Genomic DNA, 17,587 nt, shown 5'->3' with positions numbered 1-17,587 from the left:
ATCATGGATACAGTTACGATCAAAGATATTGCAAGAAAATGCGGGGTGGGCGTCAGTACAGTGTCCAGAGCCATGAACAATCATCCGGATATTAACCCGAAGACCAAGGAAATGATCCTGCAGGTTATCGCTGAATCAGGATTTGTGCCCAACAACAGCGCCCGGAACCTGAAACGGGTGGATGCCAGGGCGGTTGCGCTCCTTGTGAAGGGTATGGATAATATGTTTTTTACAGATATCATCCATACGATTGAGAAAGAGACTCAGGAGCAGAAATATTCCTGCATCCTTCAGCAGGTGGAGGAGGATGAGAATGAGCTGGAGCTGGCTTTAGAGCTGGTGAAAGAGAAGCGTCTGAGAGGGATTATTTTCCTGGGCGGTAATTTCGCCCATCCGGAAGAGCTGCAGAGGCGGCTGACCGTGCCATTTGTGATCAGTACCATCGGTCAGCTGGAAAAGGCCGGCGGATATATCGGCGGCAGCGTGTCGGTGGATAACCGGAAGGAAAGCTTCAAAATAGTCGATTATCTGTGCAGCCTGGGTCATCGGCAGATTGCCGTGCTGACCTCTGCAGAGGATGATGAAAGCATTGGGAAATTAAGGCTGGACGGTTACCGCCAGGCACTGGAGAACCGGGGTATCGCCTTTGACCCTTCACTGGTGGTATATATGGAGCCGGAGATCGACCGCTATTCCCTGGCCAGCGGCTACCGTATGACGAAGAAACTGCTGGAGGCAGGAGCCAGGTTCAGCGCCCTGTATGCGACAGCCGATACCCTGGCCCTGGGAGCGTGCCGAGCGTTGAAAGAGGCAGGGGTAGAGGTCCCGGCAGACTGTTCGGTGGCGGGCTTTGACGGGCTGGATGCGGGGAAGTATTATATTCCCAGCCTTACGACGCTGGAGCAGCCGGCGGAGGAGATTGCGGAAGCTACGGTCCGTCACCTGTTTCAGCTGATACGGAAAAAGGAAAAGCCCAGAAGGCTGTTTTTTGAGGGGAAGCTGGTGGTCAGGGAATCCACGCAGGAATATAGAACGCGCGGCGACAGCGCGACTGGAGGTAATCATGGAAGAGAGAATTGAAGCGTTATTAAAGCAGCGGTTTGGAAGAAGGATCAGTCAGTGCACGAAGAATGAGATCTTTGACGTCCTGATGGAAATCACAAAAGAAGAGATGGAAAAACGGCCGAGAATCCAGGGGAAGAAAAAGCTGTACTATATCTCGGCTGAATTCCTGATCGGTAAGCTCCTGTCCAATAACCTCATTAATCTGGGGCTCTATGAAGAGGTGAATGAGGTGCTGAAGAAGTACAGCCTGGATCTGGCGGAGGTTGAAGAAATGGAAATGGAGCCTTCGTTGGGGAACGGCGGCCTGGGGCGTCTGGCAGCCTGCTTCCTGGATTCCGTGGCGACCCTGGGCCTCTGCGGGGACGGTGTAGGGCTGAACTACCACTACGGCCTGTTTCGCCAGCAATTTGTGAACAACAAGCAGCGGGAGCTGAAAAATCCCTGGATTTCCAGAGACAGCTGGCTGGTGCGCCAGAATGTCTCCTTCCAGGTGCCCTTTAAGCAGTTTACCCTGCAGTCTGTGATGTATGACATCGACGTGCCGGGGTATCAGAACGGCTGCAACCGCCTGCATCTCTTTGATCTGGATTCTGTGGACGACAGCATCGTGGGGAATGACGGGATCAATTTTGACAAAAAGGATATCCGCCGCAACCTGACGCTGTTCCTCTATCCGGATGACAGCGACAGCCAGGGGCAGCTGCTGAGGATCTACCAGCAGTATTTTATGGTGAGCAACGCTGCCCAGCTGATTCTGAAGGAATGTGCGGACCGGGGCGTGGATCTGCATAAGCTGGATGAGCACGTGGTCATTCAGATTAACGATACCCATCCGTCCATGGTCATACCGGAGCTGATCCGCCTGCTGCAGGAGAGGGGATTTACATTGGATGAAGCCATTCGTGTCGTAAGCCGTACCTGCGCGTATACCAACCACACAATATTGGCCGAGGCTCTGGAAAAATGGCCCATCGAATTTCTGGAACAGTCGGTTCCTCAGCTGCTGCCGATCATACGGGAGCTGGACGCGAGGGTGCGGGAGAAGTTCCAGGATGAGAGTGTCTACATTATCGATGCCAAAAAGCGGATTCATATGGCTCATATGGATATTCATTATGGATTTTCCGTAAACGGGGTGGCGGCCCTGCACACGGAGATTCTGAAGAATTCTGAACTGAAGAATTTTTATAAAATATATCCGGAGAAGTTTAACAACAAAACCAACGGGATCACTTTCCGGCGGTGGCTGCTCCATTGCAACCCGGAGCTGGCGGGGCTGGTGCGGTCCCTGATCGGCGGCGGCTTTGAGAAGGACGCTATGGAGCTGGAAAAGCTGCTGACTTACAGAGACGATCAGGAGACTCTGGAGAAGCTGGAGAAGGTAAAACGGAAGAATAAAAAGAAGCTGCGCCGGTATTTGTATGAGACACAGAATCTGGATGTGGATGAGAACTCTATCTTTGACGTGCAGATCAAGCGGCTTCATGAGTATAAACGGCAGCAGATGAACGCTCTCTATGCGATCTACAAATATAAGGAAATTAAAAAGGGCAGGAAGCCGAAGACGCCGGTCACGCTGATCTTCGGAGCCAAGGCAGCTCCGGCCTATACCATTGCCAAGGACATCATCCATCTGATTCTCTGCCTGCAGCAGCTCATCGCCCAGGACCCGGAGGTAAGCCCCTGGTTCCGGGTGATCATGGTGGAAAATTATAATGTGACAAAAGCCTCCAAACTGATACCTGCAGCGGACATTTCGGAGCAGATATCGCTGGCGTCCAAGGAAGCCTCCGGCACCGGTAATATGAAGTTTATGTTGAACGGCGCCGTAACTCTGGGCACGGAGGATGGAGCCAATGTGGAGATTCATGAGCTGGTGGGCGACGAGAATATTTATATCTTCGGCAGAAAGCCGGAGGAGGTGATCCGCCTCTATGACACGGAAGGCTACTGTGCGAAAAAATATTACGACAGCGATCCGGTCATTCGGGAGCTGGTGGATTTTATTGTCAGTGAAGAGGTCATGGAGCTGGGAGATCCGGTAAGCCTGGAGCGGCTGCATCACGAACTTGTGAGCAAGGATTGGTTCATGACGCTGCTGGACCTGGAGGATTATATAAAAACTAAGGAAACCATCTATTCGGATTATGAGAAACGCACAGAGTGGAACCGGAAAGCGCTGGTGAACATCGCAAAAGCCGGATACTTCTCCTCCGACCGGACGATCGCCCAGTATAATGAGGATATCTGGCATCTCTCCTGAGAAGGGTGAGGAAGAAAAGGACTGGTGGGATACGGACATGGAGAAAAAATGGTGGCTGGAAACAAGAGCATATCAGGTGTATCCGAAAAGCTTTTATGATTCTGACGGCGACGGGACCGGTGATCTCAGGGGAATTATCCGGAAGCTGGATTATCTTCACCTGTTTCACCGGAAACAGCCGGATCTGAACTGGGAGAACCCGGAGGTGCGGGAAGCGATTTACCAGATGGTAAACTGGTGGCTTGACAAGGGAATCGCCGGTTTCCGGATCGACGCGATCATTAATATTAAAAAAGCGCTTCCGTTCCGGGATTATCCCGCTGACCGGCCGGACGGCCTCTGCTCCGTTCAAAATATGCTGAAGGAAGCCCGGGGGATTGGGGTATTTCTGACGGAGCTTAAGAAGAGAGCCTTTGAACCGCACCAGGCGTTTGCGGTGGGCGAGGTATTTGATGAGAAAGAAGAGGAATTGCCGGACTTCATCGGAGATGGAGGGTGTTGTTTACGGAGTTTTCCGTCCGGTCCTGGAAGAGCAGGAGAATATCATTGCCTTTTACCGCACGGGCGGCGGCAAGTGCCTTCTGATGATCGCGAATTATCAGAATAGTCCCCAGAGCGTTCAACTGCCGGGAAAGCTTGCGAAGGTGCTCCTGAATAATTATGACAGGCTGAAGATATCCGGAGAAATCCTAAATCTGGAAGGATATCAGTCTGTACTTCTGGATATGGAAAAAAATACTTGAAAAGCAGGACGGGCTGGAGTATAATAAGCCCATAATTAAAAAAATAACAATCTTCAGGGCAGGGTGTGATTCCCTACCGGCGGTAAAGCCCGCGAGCCGAAAGGCAGGATCCGGTGAGATTCCGGGGCCGACAGTATAGTCTGGATGGAAGAAGATGTATGGCAGTTTGTCTGCTGTGTGCATGAGGCCCTGAAATGGATGACCATTTCAGGGTTTTGATATTTTCCGGGTGAGTAATTTCATGGATGGACCATGAAAGACTTACGGAAGTTTTGGAGATGTGCTGTAGAATCTCTGTCAAGCGCAGGATGAATGTCATAGAATGAAATGTCTCAGAACCTGAAGAATGGCGCCGGCCCCCAGAAGGGCCGGCGGAGCGCCGATGGGTTCCGGGGCATTTTTCTATTGCGGTTTTTGTTCCTCCGGGAGATTCCATGCCTGGCGCTTAGGAGGCAGAGAGGCAGCGCCGGACGTTTCCGGAATCCTCAGGAAGCAGCGGCGTGAGCCGTCTGGATGCCGGCCGGCGCTTGAACAGATCAAGAAAGAAGGGATGAGAGATGACGGATCGCAGATTTATGGAACGGGCGATAGAGCTGGCCCGGCAGGGGAAGGGATGGACGAATCCGAATCCCCTGGTCGGGGCGGTGATCGTGAAGGACGGAAGGGTGATCGGCGAGGGGTACCACGCCCGCTGCGGGGAACCCCATGCCGAACGGAACGCCATAGCCGCCCTGACAGAGCCGGCGGAGGGGGCAGATCTGTATGTCACGCTGGAGCCGTGCTGTCATCAGGGAAAGACTCCGCCCTGTACGGAGGCCATTCTGGAACACAAGATCGCCAGAGTGATCATAGGGTCCAGGGACCCGAATCCTAAAGTGGCCGGGAAGGGGGCTGCTATTCTGAGGGAGGCTGGCGTCTGTGTGGAAGAGGATTTCATGAGAGAGGAGTGCGACCGGCTGAACCCGGTGTTTTTTCATTACATCACTGAGAAGCGGCCTTATGTAGTGATGAAATACGCCATGACCGCAGACGGGAAGATCGCCTCCAGAACCGGCGCTTCCAAATGGATTACCGGGGAAGAGGCCCGGGCGAGGGTACAGGAGCTGCGCTGGACGTATATGGGGATTATGGCGGGAATAGGAACTGTTCTGGCCGACGACCCGCTGCTTACTGTGAGGGAAGAGGGAAGGAGAAGCCCGGTACGGATTATCTGTGACAGCAGGCTGCGGATTCCGGAGGACTGCAGGATCTGCAGGACAGCCCGTACATATCCCACGGTTGTTGTCTGCGCCATGGATGAGGCTGGAACAGATTACCTGGAGAAACGTAAGCGGCTGCAGGAGGCGGGCCTCCATGTGGTTTCAGTTCCAGGTGAAAAGGGACAGGTGGATCTGGGGCGGCTGATGGAGCTGCTCGGAGGCGGGGATATCCCGGGAATCGGGGCGGTTGACAGTATTTTGCTGGAGGGTGGGGGCATATTGAATGACAGCGCCCTGCAGGCAGGCATCGTCCGGGAGGTGAAGGCATTTATAGCGCCGAAGATCTTCGGAGGCGGCGGACGGACTCCTGTGGAGGGGACAGGCGTGGAGCTTCCCTCAGAGGCAAGGCGGCTGCGCCTGGATAAAATCACCCGGATCGGCGGCGATCTGCTGCTGGAATATCTGGCGGAAGGAGGAGATGGAACATGTTTACGGGAATAGTGGAAGAAAAAGGTGTGATCCGGTCGTTATCCCTCACTGGTTCATCAGGGACCATTGCAGTGCGGGCGAAGAAAGTCCTGGAAGGAACACGGACCGGGGACAGCATCGCGGTGAACGGCATCTGCCTTACGGTGGTTTCTCTGCAGGCAGATGGATTTACGGCGGATGTGATGGCAGAGACAATCAGGAGAAGCAGCCTCGGCAGATGCAGCCCGGGAGATCTGGTGAACCTGGAACGGGCCATGGCGGCGGACGGGCGTTTCGGAGGGCATCTGGTGTCTGGCCATATAGACGGAACAGGAACCATCCGTTCTCTCCGCAGAGAGGAAAATGCGGTCTGGGTGACGATAGAGGCCGCGAGGGAACTATTGGAACTGATTGTGGATAAAGGATCGGTCTGTATAGACGGGATCAGCCTGACCGTGGCGTCGGTGGACGACAGGGCGTTTTCTGTATCGGTGATCCCTCATACAGGCGGGGAGACAGCCCTCCTGGATAAAAAACCCGGAAGCCTGGTGAATCTGGAAAATGATATGATCGGAAAATACGTAAAAAAATTATTAGGCGTTTCCCGGGAAGTTACAGGGGGCGTGCAGGGAATTACAAATGAAACAGCCGGAAAACGGGAAGGCCTTACCATGGAGCTTCTCGAAGAATATGGGATTTAAAGAGGAGGACAAAGAACGATGAAGCAAACGTACCACACGATTCCGGAGGCTCTTGAGGATTTGCGGGCCGGCAAGGTCATCCTGGTAACGGATGATCCGGACAGGGAAAATGAAGGGGACATGATCTGTGCGGGAGAATTTGCCACACAGGAGAACATTAATTTCATGGCGTGCCAGGCGAAAGGGCTGATCTGTACGCCGATGAGCGCGGAGGTGGCGGGAGGGCTGGGCCTGCCGCAGATGGTGTCCGAGAATACAGATAACCATTCTACGGCGTTCACGGTGTCCGTTGACCACGTGGACACGACGACAGGGATTTCGGCTGCCGAGCGGTCTCATACTATGCTGAAATGCGCCGATCCGGCGGCAAAACCACAGGATTTCCGCAGGCCGGGCCATGTATTTCCGCTGGTATCCAGAAGCGGAGGGGTACTGGTGCGGAACGGGCATACAGAGGCCACGGTGGATCTCATGCGGCTGGCCGGGCTGCGGGAGTGCGGCGTCTGCTGTGAGGTGATGGAGGAGGACGGAACGATGATGCGCACGCCAAACCTCTGGAAGCTGGCTGGGAAATATGGGCTGAAATTTATCACAATCAAGGAGCTGCAGGATTATTGCCGTATCCATGAGAAGCATGTGAGCCAGGAGGCCTGCGCCGACCTGCCGACGAAATACGGGCATTTCAGGATCTGCGGCTATGTGAATGATATTACCGGGGAACATCATGTGGCTCTGGTAAAAGGGGAGATCGGAGATGGTGAAGATGTGCTCTGCCGGGTGCACTCGGAATGCCTGACAGGTGATACCTTCGGCTCTCTGCGCTGTGACTGCGGACTGCAGCTTCAGTCAGCCATGCAGCAGGTGGAGGCTGCCGGGCGCGGCGTTGTGCTGTACATGCGCCAGGAGGGCCGGGGAATCGGGCTGATTAACAAGCTGAAAGCCTATGAGCTTCAGGAACAGGGGCTGGATACGGTGGAAGCAAACCTGCGGCTGGGATTCGCTCCGGATCTCCGGGAATACTGGGTGGGCGCCCAGATCCTGTCAGACCTGGGGGTGAAATCTCTCAGGCTCCTGACGAATAACCCGGATAAGGTCTACGGGCTGGAGGGCTTCGGGTTGGTAATTAAGGAACGGGTTCCCATTGAGATCACCCCACAGAAGTACGACAATTTCTATATGAAAACGAAGCAGGAGAAAATGGGACACATATTCAGGCAAATCAGTTTTTAATTGTTCAATAGAATCATTCAGGAGGAATAAGCAGATGAAACAGATACAGGTATTAGAAGGTAAGGTTGTGGCGCCGGAGGGCATGAAGGTGGGAATCGTTGCGTCCCGTTTTAATGAAATCATTGTCAGTAAGCTGCTGGGAGGGGCGGTGGATGGTCTCGTGCGTCACGGCGTAGAGGAAGAGAATATTACGGCAGCCTGGGTGCCGGGCGCCTTTGAAATTCCGGTTGTCGCTGCCAAAATGGCCAGATCCGGAAAATATGACGCAGTGATCTGCGTGGGAGCCGTGATCCGGGGAGATACCACGCACTACGATTATGTGTGTAACGAGGTTTCAAAAGGAGTGGCGCAGGTAGGGCTTTCTGCAGGAATTCCTGTTCTGTTCGGGGTGATTACCACGGAAAACATCGAACAGGCCGTAGCCCGGGCGGGCAGTAAGGCCGGAAATAAAGGATATGACTGCGCGCTGTCGGCAATTGAAATGGTCAATCTTCTGGGGCAGATGTGAAATGGGAGCTTCTCTGATTTTTGATTACGACGGCACGATCCACGACACCCTGCGTATCTATGAACCGGCGCTTCGCCGGGCGTTCAAATGGCTGGAAGAGGAACATGGAGTCAGGGTGCCGCATACTTCCAGGCAGAGGATTGCGTCCTGGCTGGGCATGAACAGACGGGAGATGTGGGATTCCTTTCTCCCCGGCCTGCCTGTTGAGCTGCGGGAAGAGGCAGGCGCCATGGTGGGCGCGCATATGGAACGGGCAGTGCGCGCCCGCCGGGCGGCCTGGTATCCGGGAATCCGGCCGGTTCTGGAGGAGCTGAAAGACAGGGGATGCCGCCTGGCGGTTCTGAGCAATTGCCAGGCCTCATACGGAAGGGTCCACTGGGAAACATTCGGCATGGACCGGTGGTTCGAGGGCTTTTATGACTGTGAATCCTTTGGGTATGCGCCGAAGACACAAATCATCCGTCAGATTGGAAAAGAATTTCCGGGTCCGTATGTGGTCATCGGTGACCGGAGAATTGATATGGAATGCGCCAGGGCCAGCGGCAGCCCATTTATCGGCTGCCGTTATGGTTTTGGAATAGCGGGAGAGCTTGCGGGCGCCGATGTGATGGCAGAGAAGCCTGAGGATATTCTGGCAGGGATATTAAAAACTCTGTAGAAATGATGCGTTCCATATGATAGAATAAACAGGCAGAGATAAAAACACAGCCTGGTTGGTAGTCCAGGCGTATCCTCAGGGATATCAGTAACCTTCCTCCTTAGGTCGTCCGTTCTTTGCGGAATATTTATTAAGGAGGAACGAATATGGACAGAATTTCTGTAGCAGTGAAGGTGTTTTTTGAAGAGCCATTCTGGATCGGGGTGGTGGAACGGACGTCTGAGGAGGGACTGCGGGTCTGCAAAGTGACGTTTGGTGCGGAACCGAAGGATTGTCAGGTGGCGGAATTTTTTCTGGAACATTACTACAGGCTGCGATTCAGTCCGGCTGTGGAGGCAGTCGTGAGGGTGGAACGCCTGAATCCCAAGAGGATGCAGCGGGAGGCTCACAGGCAGGTACAGGAAGCGGGGATCGGAACAAAATCCCAGCAGGCCCTGAAGTTGCAGCACGAGCGGCTGAAGACGGAACGCAAGGCGTCCGGCCGGGAACGGCAAGAGGCGGATCAATTGCGGAAGTTTATGCTGAAACAGCAAAAGAAGAAAGAAAAGCACAGGGGCAGGTGACTGCCCTTGTGCTATATAAAACAGGATCAAGCGGCCAGGAACTTCAATTGAGGTTGTTAGCAGAAGCTGATGCGGATGCCTCCTGATTGTTGAGGATATGTTCAAGAACAATATAAGCGGCAAGCAGCATATCTGCTTTTGTATCATCGAAGATATCCAGATAGTAAATTCCGTGGGCTGAGAACCATTTACGGTGGGCGGCAGCTAAGACATTGCCGTTAGAATCTGCAATTTCATAATCATGTGCGGCAAATTGACCTCTGATCTGCCAGCCAAACTCTACGATATCCAGAACATTGTGTATCGGATGGCCTAATTCCAGCCGTATTTCAAAATTTATTGCCGTATATGAGTATGCTTGCTGTTGTGACCGGAGATTTCTGTCGGAAATCAATCAGAAGGCACATCGAAAATGGACGGATTTTCTGAACTATGGGGTGGCACGGGGGGAATTTGCCCCGGTCAGAGCGGAACAGATGGCCGATGTGATTCTCTATCTCTATCAGGGAGTCCGGATGTGGAGCAGGGTAGTGCCATTGGATGAAAAGACCGTGAAGAATATGCTTGATAAGATCAGAAGCGATCTGGAAAAGGAGAAATCATGAATTTTGTTTTGAGAAAATGGAAAATATCGGATGCGGCTGACGTTGCCCGTTTCGCTGATAATGAGAAAATTGCTGCGAACCTGAGGAACGTTTTTCCCTGTCCCTACAGTCTGGAGGATGCAAGGCAGTACGTGGAGGGATGCGCTGCCGACCCTGAAGAACGTCAGATCTGCCGGGCGATTGAGATTGACGGACAGGCTGCCGGGAGCGTGGGTGTCTTCTGCGGGACAGATGTCTATGAGAGGAGCGCCGAACTGGGTTACTGGCTGGCTGAGGAATACTGGAAAAAGGGGATTATGACAGAAGCTGTCCGGCAGATCTGCGAGGAGGCCTTTGAGAAATTTGAAATCTGCAGGATTTACGCGGAGCCATTTGCCTATAATATAGGTTCCAGAAGAGTGCTTGAGAAGGCAGGATTTACCCTGGAAGGAATTATGCGCCGGGGCGTCTATAAACGGGAGCAGTATTTTGATTATTGCATGTATGCCCTGCTGAGAGAAGATATATAATTTTTTGTTTTTACCTCTTGACTTTGACGCTGCGGAAAGAAGTATGCTGTTTCCATCAGAGGAGGTGATCCCATGTATGAACCGGAACAGGAAAATGTCCGGAGTGACGGGCGGGAATATGGCATCAGAGAATTATCGGAGCTGGCGGGAGTGAGTGCACGCACTCTTCGCTACTATGATGAAATCGGGCTCCTGAAGCCGTCATATGTCAATGAAGCCGGATATCGTTTCTATGGGAGAGCGGAGGTGAACCTGCTGCAGCAGATCCTGTTCTACCGGGAACGGGGATTCGGGCTGAAAAAGATTCAGAGGATTCTTTATCAGGAACATTTTGATACGCTGCATGCATTGGAAGAGCATCTTCTGGAGCTGGAGGAACAGAAGGTCCATATGGAAGCCCTGATCCGGACAGTTCAGCAGACGATTTTGTCAATGAAGGGAGAATATGAAATGAGTGATAAAGAAAAGTTTGAAGCATTTAAAGAAAGAGTCATCCGGGAAAATGAGGAGCGGTTCGGCCCTGAGGCGAGAGAAAAGTACGGAGACGGAGAAGTAGACGCGGTGAACCGGAGATTGATGAACCTCACCGAAGAAGAGTGGGAAAGGTTTCAGAATCTGGGTGCGGAAATCCGGCAGCGGCTGAAGGAAGGTGTTCTTGCAGGCATCCGTCCGGACAGTGAGGAGGCCAGGCGGATTGTGCTTCTCCATAAAGAGTGGCTGGGAATGACCTGGAAGAAATATACGGAAGAGGCGCACCGGGCGATTGTGAATATGTATATCGCAGATGAGAGATTCCGGGACTATTATGACCGGGAAGTGGAAGGGTGTGCTTCTCTGCTGGAACAGTCCGTCCGCTGCTGGGTATGCAGCAGCTATGGCAATGGCCAATAATGCGTAAAAACTTGTCAATGGAATGATAACAGAGCTGCGCATTATGAATAATAAGTTTACTCAATATGAGAAATATGGTATACTTCATAGCTAAAGGTGATCATGATCAGATTATATTTAAGTATGGCGCCGGCGCTACAGTAAATCTGTATTTAGCTGAAGTGGTCAACAGTCCGGATATATGGATCGATGAAAGAAAAATTGGAGGATGAATGTCATGCAGGAGAAGGATTTTGTTGATCCAGAGATACTTAAAAACGGAAATGTACTTCTTTTATTAAAGCAGCGTTTCATCGAAAATAGAAGCGAAGAAACAATAATCCCTTTACTGTGCTGTTTAGGAGATTCACAGGTGATAGTACCTATGAATGTTACTATGAGCAAAGAAGATGAAGAGATGTTTCTGCATGCCCAAAAAGGGGAAATAGTCACAACCAGTGGAGACATCCGAATGAAACCAGAAGAATAAGATGATTGGAAACGGAAGATATGAAAACGATTAGAGTTGTTGCGGCGGTTATTCGGAAGGGTGACGCGATTTTTGCCACGGCCAGGGGCTATGGAGAGTTCAAAGGCCAATGGGAATTTCCAGGCGGAAAGGTTGAAGAGGGAGAAACTCCGCAGCAGGCGTTGATAAGAGAAATTGAGGAAGAACTTGATACGGAGATTGAAGTTGGTGAACTCATTCAGACTGTAGAGTATGATTATCCTAATTTCCATCTATCCATGGACTGCTTCTGGGCTGTCGTGAAAACAGGGAAGCTGGTCCTGAAGGAAGCAGAAGCCGCCAGGTGGTTAACGAAAGAGGAATTGGACAGCGTAAACTGGCTGCCTGCGGACATTGACCTGATTCAGAGACTGAAAGGAAAGCTATAAGCATGAGGACGAGAGAAGAGGCTATACAATATTGTCTGTCCTTTCCGAATGTTTATGAGGATTATCCGTTTCGGGATGAAGGCTGGACCTGTATGCGTCTGCGGACAAACCGGAAAATCTTTGCATGGATCTATGAAAGAGAAGGCAATATCTGGGTGAATGTAAAATGCGACCGCCAGTGGAGGGATTTCTGGCGTGATGCTTATGAAGCTGTGCTGCCTGCCTATCACATGAATAAAGAACACTGGAATTCTATTATATTAGACGGTACTGTGCCGGTGCAGGAGATACGCCGGATGATTGCGGAAAGCTATGACTTGTGCTCGGGAGCGCGGTGAGAGGTCTAAGAATAACAGAGAAATACCCGGACGGTACGGCAGCTGCCGTACCGTCCGGGTATTCGCATTTCTGTACCTTGCGGAACAGCATGAGCTGTTCCCCTGACCATCCGGGCATGAGTGACGGGTGCCCTGTGGGTACATTTCCTGATTGCCAGGAATCAAACCGCCAGATGGAATACCATTGTGGCGATTTTGAAATAGATGATTACCGAGCAGGCGTCTACGATGGTGGTAATCAGCGGTGCGGCCATGATGGCCGGGTCCAGCTTCACCTTCTGGGCGAGGATCGGGAGCGTGCAGCCGATCAGCTTGGACAGTATAATCGTCCCGATCAGGGAACAGCCTACTACAAAAGCGATGGCCGGGTTCTGGTACATGATAAGCAGGCGGATTCCGTTCGCTATGGCCAGCCCGATTCCGACAACCAGAGAGATGCGGAATTCCTTGAACATCACGCGGAATATGTCTGAGAAGTGGATCTCATCCAAAGCCAGGCCGCGGATGATCAGAGTTGAACTCTGGGAGCCGCAGTTTCCTCCTGTGTCCATCAGCATGGGGATGAATGCAACCAGGAGAGGCATCACTTGGAAAGCGTCTTCATAGTGCGTAATAATCATTCCGGTGAAGGTGGCGGAGAGCATCAGTACCAGAAGCCATACGATACGGTGCTTGGCGTGATCCAGTACAGAGGTCGCAAAATATGATTTCTCGTTGGGGGTGATGGCGCTCATTAAAGCCATATCTTCTGTGGTTTCTTCCTCCAGAACATCCATGGCGTCGTCAAAGGTGACGATGCCCACCATCATTCCATCTGTATCCAGGACGGGAATGGCCAGGAGATCATATTTGGAGAATAGCTTTGCCACCTCCTCCTGATCTGTGTGGGTGGTGACGGATATGATCTCGGTTTCCATCAGTTCTTCCATCGTCATGGTATCGTCCATGGTTAGCAGATCCTTGGCGGTCACTATGCCGATCAGCCTGCGGTTTTCCAGTACATAGCAGGTATAGATGGTTTCCTTGTGAATGCCGGTATGCTTGATGTGGCGGAGAGCTTCCGCCACTGTTGTGGTTTTGCGCAGGTCCACATATTCGGTGGTCATGACGCTTCCGGCGCTGTCCTCAGGATAATTCAGCAGGATATTGATCTGCCGGCGTTTTTCTGCGCTGACGGATTCAAGAATCCTGGTTACCAGGTTGGCCGGGAGGTCCTCCAGCAGATCGACGGTGTCGTCCAGGAACATTTCGTCCAGCATTTCTTTTAATTCTTTTTCCGTAAAAATCTCCACCAGGTAGGACTGCATGGGGCTGTTCATGTTGGCAAAAACTTCAGCCGCTTTATCCTTGGGTATCAGGCGGAAGGCCAAAGCCAGATCCTTATCCTCCAGCTCCTCCATGAGAGCAGCAATGTCTACGGCATTCATGACATTCAGAATACTTCTTACAGCCTTGTATTCCCGCGCCTGTAAGAGATTCATAAAAATTTCTTTGTTCATGTTGAATTCCTCTCTTTGTTATGAAATTTTCAATCAGGCTACACGAGTGATAACTGGCACCTGCATCCATGCTGCTCACCTCCTTTTATGGCAAAATCCTGAATGCTACAATATAAAAAAGCCTTTGCTTCCGGCAGGGTGAGCAAAGACATCATAAAATGACCGTCCAGTCGTTCAAGCTTTAGCTTCACAGAGCATATATAAATTGCATTAGGTTATGCCTTTTTGGACGACATAGCCTGCTAACCATCTCTTTGTGTCTCCACAAATTCGCGGCAGCAATCTTAGGAAATTCCTATCTCTGTGGTAGCCTCACCTACCGAAAGTATTCTGTTTTTAATTCGTTCTCATTGTACGACTTATGCGCGAAATTGTCAATAGGGCTTGTTTTATTTGAGAATTTATGGTATGATTCAAATGGAATATAATTCTGGTATTCTTAGAAATCACAGCGTATTCACTGTGATTGATCTGTTGTTCATCTGCGTATCGCAGCGCTTGGAATTTTTCCATGCAGATTACCCAATTACAGGATGGAGAGAATTCTGGGCCTTCATGCAGAGTTCTCCCGGATATAAGGAGGACTCGATATGAAATTGTCTGCCTATGATGCAGAAGTATATGAGGCGCCCAGGAAGCCGGATATCTTTGCCGATCTCTATAATGGTACAGTTTTCCAGGGAGAGCAGGTGCTGCGGCCGGAGATGCTGCAGTATGCCAATGAAAAGGAACAGCTTCTGGCGGAGGACCGCATGGGGAATCCGGCGATTCTCTACCGCATCAGGGATGCCAGCCGGAATTGCAGCCTGTCGGATGGGCTGCTGCGGGTTGTATTGAATGTGGAAGGCCAGCGCAGTGTACATTACGGAATGCCGGTCCTCACGCTGGTTTTCTATTACGGGGAGCAGCAGGAATGGGATGGTCCTGTCAGCCTGCATGAGATGCTGCATTTTCCGGAGGAATTAAATGTGAAGAAGGATTTTTTCCCGGACTATAAAATTAACCTGGTCAGCAGTAAAACAGTGAATAAAGACAATTTCCGGACAGGACTAAGAGAGGTCTTTGAATTGCTGGAAGTCATGGGCAGGGCTGAACGGCTGGCCCGCATGATGGAAGACAGGAAAGAGCATTACAGCCACCTGGATGCGGACAGGGCCTGGCTGGTTGCCCGGTTTCTGGATATTCCACTTCTGAAGGAGCGGATGGAGTCAGAGAAACGCTTTGGCCCGGAAGGAGAAGATTGATATGTGTACGGCAATACAGGAAATGATGAAAAGCAGTGAGGCAAAAGGTGAAGAACGCGGGGAGGCGAGAATAAATCAGCTGAATCTGTGCCTGATTATGGATCACAGGTTAAAGGAACTGGAGAGGGCGGCGCGTGAACCGGAATATCAGAGCCAGCTTCTCAGGGAATATAAAATTTCCCGTTGACAAAAACCTGTATTTTTCTTATACTGTTTGTGTAAACTGAACAGGGGAGCTTATGAATAGGCTGAGAGGAAGTTTGGAACTTCGACCCATATACCTGATTTGGATAATGCCAACGTAGGAACGAATGAGAGATTTATTTTCGGGAGAAGCTGCGGCGTCTCCCGTTTTCTTTTTATACAGTACGTTGACAGACTTTAGAGGCAGGAATTACATACGGCAGGGCTGAGAGTGAACAGGAGTTCATGAAGGGGTGCACCACCACGGGTGTATTTTTTCGTGAACTCTTTTTCGGCTCTATATGGCGGAGTTTTCTGCTGTATGCCGGGAAAGGAGGAGCAGAAAGATGACAGTTAATGGGCAGAGGAAGGAATGGAAAGAGGGGCTGACGGTTGCCGCTCTTTTGGAGCGTGAGAATTACCGGCCGGGCCGGGTGGCTGTGGAGAGAAATGGCCGCATCATCCCACGGGCGGAATTTTCAGAGGCAGTGCTGTCGGAGGAGGATGTCCTGGAAGTTGTGAGTTTTGTGGGAGGAGGCTGAAGATGGATCGCCAATTGACCCTGAAGGAATTGAAAGAAGCCCTTTGCCTCCGCCATTCGCCTGAAGTTCAGGGAAAGCTGGATGGGGCAAGAGTCGCTGTTGCCGGGCTGGGAGGGCTGGGTTCTAATGTGGCCCTTTCTCTGGCCAGAATCGGCGTGGGCCATCTGCATCTCATTGATTTTGACCGTGTGGATCTCACGAACCTGAACCGGCAGCAGTATTTTATCCGCCATTTAGGCATGTATAAAACGGAGGCGCTCAGAGAAGAGATTCTGGAAATCAATCCTTATCTGGATATCCGGACGGACTGCATAAGAGTGACAGAAGAAAATCTTAAAGGGCTGTTTGAGGAAGATACGATTATCTGTGAGGCTTTCGATGTGCCGGAAAATAAAGCTATGCTGGTAAACGGCGTGCTGGAGTGTTTTCCGGAAAAACGGCTGGTGTCGGCTTCCGGAATGGCTGGATTTGATGAGAGCAATCTGATACATACCCGCAAAGTGATGCGGAATTTCTATCTGTGCGGCGACGAAGTATCCGAGCCGGAATATGGCCGGGGCCTGATGGCGCCGCGGGTGGCTGTCTGCGCAGGGCATCAGGCGAATCTGATTGTCCGCATGATTCTGGGAGAGGAATGACAAGAGATGGAAAAGCACCTGACCGGAGTGTTACGTGCAGATCCAAATATATTGCAGTAAAGAGAGGAAGAAAGAATGAAACAACAAGAGGATAAGCTGGTTTTGGGTGGCCATGAATTTACATCCAGATTCATTTTAGGGTCGGGGAAATATTCTCTGGAACTGATTCAGGCGGCTGTAGAGAATGCCGGTGCACAGATTGTGACTATGGCTCTGAGGCGCGCCAATGAAGGCGGTATGGCTAATATACTGGATTTTATCCCGGAAGGGGTTACGGTTTTGCCCAATACATCCGGCGCGAGGAATGCGGAAGAAGCAGTGCGGATCGCGAGGCTGGCCCGCGAGGTCTGCGGAACGGATTTCATCAAGATCGAGGCAATCAGGGATTCTAAATACCTGCTGCCAGACAATTATGAGACAGCGAAAGCTACAGAAATACTGGCAAAAGAAGGCTTTGTGGTCATGCCCTATATGTATCCGGACTTAAACGCGGCCAGGGATATGGCTAATGCCGGCGCTGCCTGCATCATGCCGCTGGGAGCACCTATCGGCTCTAATAAAGGGATCTGCACGAAAGAATTCATCCAGATTCTGATTGACGAAATTGATTTGCCTGTCATTGTAGACGCGGGAATCGGACGCCCCTCCCAAGCCTGTGAGGCTATGGAGATGGGGGCGGCAGCCGTCATGGCAAATACAGCGATCGCTACAGCCGGAGACATCCCGGTCATGGCCGAAGCTTTTAGAAAAGCTGTTGAAGCCGGAAGAAGCGCATACCTGGCCGGAATGGGCCGGGTGAAGGAAAAAGGGGCCAGCGCGTCTTCACCGCTGACAGGATTCCTGCAGGATTAGGAGGCGGTGAAA

The 17,587-nt window shown here is 51.5% G+C and carries 22 protein-coding genes, 1 pseudogene and 3 riboswitches; of the genes and pseudogenes, 21 read left to right on the top strand and 2 right to left on the bottom strand.

Features of this window, described 5'->3' with window-relative positions; all coding sequences use genetic code 11:
• The first annotated feature begins 3 nt into the window (after positions 1–3).
• From H9Q79_RS10025 to H9Q79_RS09980, 10 genes and pseudogenes are all read left to right on the top strand, one after another.
• Positions 4–1,080, top strand: a complete 1,077-nt coding sequence (locus H9Q79_RS10025; RefSeq protein WP_118647572.1) for a LacI family DNA-binding transcriptional regulator — start codon at positions 4–6, stop codon at positions 1,078–1,080.
• A complete protein-coding gene (locus H9Q79_RS10020) occupies positions 1,064–3,328 on the top strand; it encodes a glycogen/starch/alpha-glucan phosphorylase (protein WP_118647574.1) in 2,265 nt (754 codons plus the stop codon). The genes H9Q79_RS10025 and H9Q79_RS10020 overlap by 17 nt, the downstream gene beginning before the upstream one ends.
• 37 nt (positions 3,329–3,365) lie before the next feature.
• Positions 3,366–3,824, top strand: a pseudogene (locus H9Q79_RS10015) (alpha-amylase family glycosyl hydrolase); the annotation flags it as partial.
• An 88-nt stretch (positions 3,825–3,912) separates the two neighbouring features.
• The gene (locus tag H9Q79_RS10010) at positions 3,913–4,071 is read left to right on the top strand and encodes a hypothetical protein (protein ID WP_249328202.1); all 159 of its coding nucleotides are present in this window, start codon (positions 3,913–3,915) and stop codon (positions 4,069–4,071) included.
• A gap of 45 nt (positions 4,072–4,116) precedes the next feature.
• Positions 4,117–4,231: riboswitch (FMN riboswitch) on the top strand.
• Positions 4,232–4,628: 397 nt separating this feature from the next.
• Positions 4,629–5,771, top strand: a complete 1,143-nt coding sequence (gene ribD, locus H9Q79_RS10005) for a bifunctional diaminohydroxyphosphoribosylaminopyrimidine deaminase/5-amino-6-(5-phosphoribosylamino)uracil reductase RibD (RefSeq protein ID WP_249328201.1) — start codon at positions 4,629–4,631, stop codon at positions 5,769–5,771.
• The gene (locus H9Q79_RS10000) at positions 5,756–6,439 is read left to right on the top strand and encodes a riboflavin synthase (RefSeq protein ID WP_249328200.1); all 684 of its coding nucleotides are present in this window, start codon (positions 5,756–5,758) and stop codon (positions 6,437–6,439) included. Before ribD ends, H9Q79_RS10000 begins: the two co-directional genes overlap by 16 nt.
• Positions 6,440–6,457: 18 nt before the next feature.
• Entirely contained in the window at positions 6,458–7,669 is a 1,212-nt protein-coding gene (locus H9Q79_RS09995; RefSeq protein WP_118647576.1) for a bifunctional 3,4-dihydroxy-2-butanone-4-phosphate synthase/GTP cyclohydrolase II, read from the top strand.
• A gap of 34 nt (positions 7,670–7,703) precedes the next feature.
• Positions 7,704–8,177: a 6,7-dimethyl-8-ribityllumazine synthase gene (ribH, locus tag H9Q79_RS09990; protein ID WP_118647578.1), complete on the top strand. Its 474-nt coding sequence runs from the start codon at positions 7,704–7,706 to the stop codon at positions 8,175–8,177.
• 1 nt (position 8,178) lies between these two features.
• A complete protein-coding gene (locus H9Q79_RS09985) occupies positions 8,179–8,835 on the top strand; it encodes an HAD family hydrolase (RefSeq protein ID WP_118647580.1) in 657 nt (218 codons plus the stop codon).
• A 146-nt stretch (positions 8,836–8,981) separates the two neighbouring features.
• On the top strand, positions 8,982–9,398 hold the full coding sequence (locus H9Q79_RS09980) for a YjdF family protein (RefSeq protein WP_118647582.1): 417 nt from the start codon (positions 8,982–8,984) through the stop codon (positions 9,396–9,398).
• Between the two features lie 43 nt (positions 9,399–9,441).
• Here the strand turns inward: H9Q79_RS09980 and H9Q79_RS09975 are convergent, their stop codons facing one another.
• Positions 9,442–9,792: an LURP-one-related/scramblase family protein gene (locus H9Q79_RS09975; protein WP_147371499.1), complete on the bottom strand. Its 351-nt coding sequence runs from the start codon at positions 9,790–9,792 to the stop codon at positions 9,442–9,444.
• An 82-nt stretch (positions 9,793–9,874) separates the two neighbouring features.
• On the opposite strand from H9Q79_RS09975, the gene H9Q79_RS18280 reads away from it, so the two are divergent.
• From H9Q79_RS18280 to H9Q79_RS09950, 6 genes are all read left to right on the top strand, one after another.
• Entirely contained in the window at positions 9,875–10,003 is a 129-nt protein-coding gene (locus tag H9Q79_RS18280) for a hypothetical protein (RefSeq protein WP_283245077.1), read from the top strand.
• Positions 10,000–10,512: a GNAT family N-acetyltransferase gene (locus tag H9Q79_RS09970; protein ID WP_118647586.1), complete on the top strand. Its 513-nt coding sequence runs from the start codon at positions 10,000–10,002 to the stop codon at positions 10,510–10,512. The genes H9Q79_RS18280 and H9Q79_RS09970 overlap by 4 nt, the downstream gene beginning before the upstream one ends.
• Before the next feature lie 72 nt (positions 10,513–10,584).
• Positions 10,585–11,403 (top strand): MerR family transcriptional regulator, encoded by an 819-nt coding sequence (locus H9Q79_RS09965; protein ID WP_118647588.1) that lies wholly within the window; start codon positions 10,585–10,587, stop codon positions 11,401–11,403.
• Between the two features lie 217 nt (positions 11,404–11,620).
• Positions 11,621–11,872 (top strand): hypothetical protein, encoded by a 252-nt coding sequence (locus H9Q79_RS09960; RefSeq protein WP_118647590.1) that lies wholly within the window; start codon positions 11,621–11,623, stop codon positions 11,870–11,872.
• A 20-nt stretch (positions 11,873–11,892) separates the two neighbouring features.
• The gene (locus tag H9Q79_RS09955; RefSeq protein ID WP_118647608.1) at positions 11,893–12,279 is read left to right on the top strand and encodes a (deoxy)nucleoside triphosphate pyrophosphohydrolase; all 387 of its coding nucleotides are present in this window, start codon (positions 11,893–11,895) and stop codon (positions 12,277–12,279) included.
• 2 nt (positions 12,280–12,281) lie between these two features.
• Complete coding sequence (locus tag H9Q79_RS09950; protein ID WP_118647592.1) at positions 12,282–12,617, top strand: MmcQ/YjbR family DNA-binding protein; 336 nt, start codon at positions 12,282–12,284, stop codon at positions 12,615–12,617.
• 161 nt (positions 12,618–12,778) lie between these two features.
• Here the strand turns inward: H9Q79_RS09950 and mgtE are convergent, their stop codons facing one another.
• Positions 12,779–14,116 carry a magnesium transporter gene (mgtE, locus tag H9Q79_RS09945; protein WP_118647594.1) on the bottom strand — a complete coding sequence of 446 codons (1,338 nt, stop codon included), beginning with the start codon at positions 14,114–14,116 and terminating at the stop codon, positions 12,779–12,781.
• Between the two features lie 158 nt (positions 14,117–14,274).
• Positions 14,275–14,447: riboswitch (M-box (ykoK) riboswitch) on the bottom strand.
• A 259-nt stretch (positions 14,448–14,706) separates the two neighbouring features.
• Here mgtE and H9Q79_RS09940 point away from each other — a divergent pair.
• From H9Q79_RS09940 to H9Q79_RS09920, 5 genes are all read left to right on the top strand, one after another.
• Positions 14,707–15,360: a hypothetical protein gene (locus H9Q79_RS09940; protein ID WP_118647598.1), complete on the top strand. Its 654-nt coding sequence runs from the start codon at positions 14,707–14,709 to the stop codon at positions 15,358–15,360.
• A gap of 1 nt (position 15,361) precedes the next feature.
• On the top strand, positions 15,362–15,547 hold the full coding sequence (locus H9Q79_RS09935) for a hypothetical protein (protein ID WP_118647600.1): 186 nt from the start codon (positions 15,362–15,364) through the stop codon (positions 15,545–15,547).
• 32 nt (positions 15,548–15,579) lie between these two features.
• Positions 15,580–15,686, top strand: a riboswitch (TPP riboswitch).
• Positions 15,687–15,890: 204 nt separating this feature from the next.
• Positions 15,891–16,085 carry a sulfur carrier protein ThiS gene (gene thiS, locus H9Q79_RS09930; protein WP_249328199.1) on the top strand — a complete coding sequence of 65 codons (195 nt, stop codon included), beginning with the start codon at positions 15,891–15,893 and terminating at the stop codon, positions 16,083–16,085.
• Positions 16,086–16,087: 2 nt separating this feature from the next.
• Positions 16,088–16,723, top strand: coding sequence for a sulfur carrier protein ThiS adenylyltransferase ThiF (gene thiF, locus H9Q79_RS09925; protein WP_249328198.1), 636 nt, complete (start codon positions 16,088–16,090; stop codon positions 16,721–16,723).
• A 75-nt stretch (positions 16,724–16,798) separates the two neighbouring features.
• Positions 16,799–17,575, top strand: a complete 777-nt coding sequence (locus H9Q79_RS09920) for a thiazole synthase (protein ID WP_118647310.1) — start codon at positions 16,799–16,801, stop codon at positions 17,573–17,575.
• The last annotated feature ends 12 nt before the right edge of the window (positions 17,576–17,587 follow it).

Origin of the sequence: Wansuia hejianensis, assembly GCF_014337215.1 — a bacterium.
Taxonomy (GTDB): Bacteria; Bacillota; Clostridia; order Lachnospirales; family Lachnospiraceae; genus Scatomonas; species Scatomonas hejianensis.
This window is presented reverse-complemented; position numbering and strand designations above follow the sequence as displayed.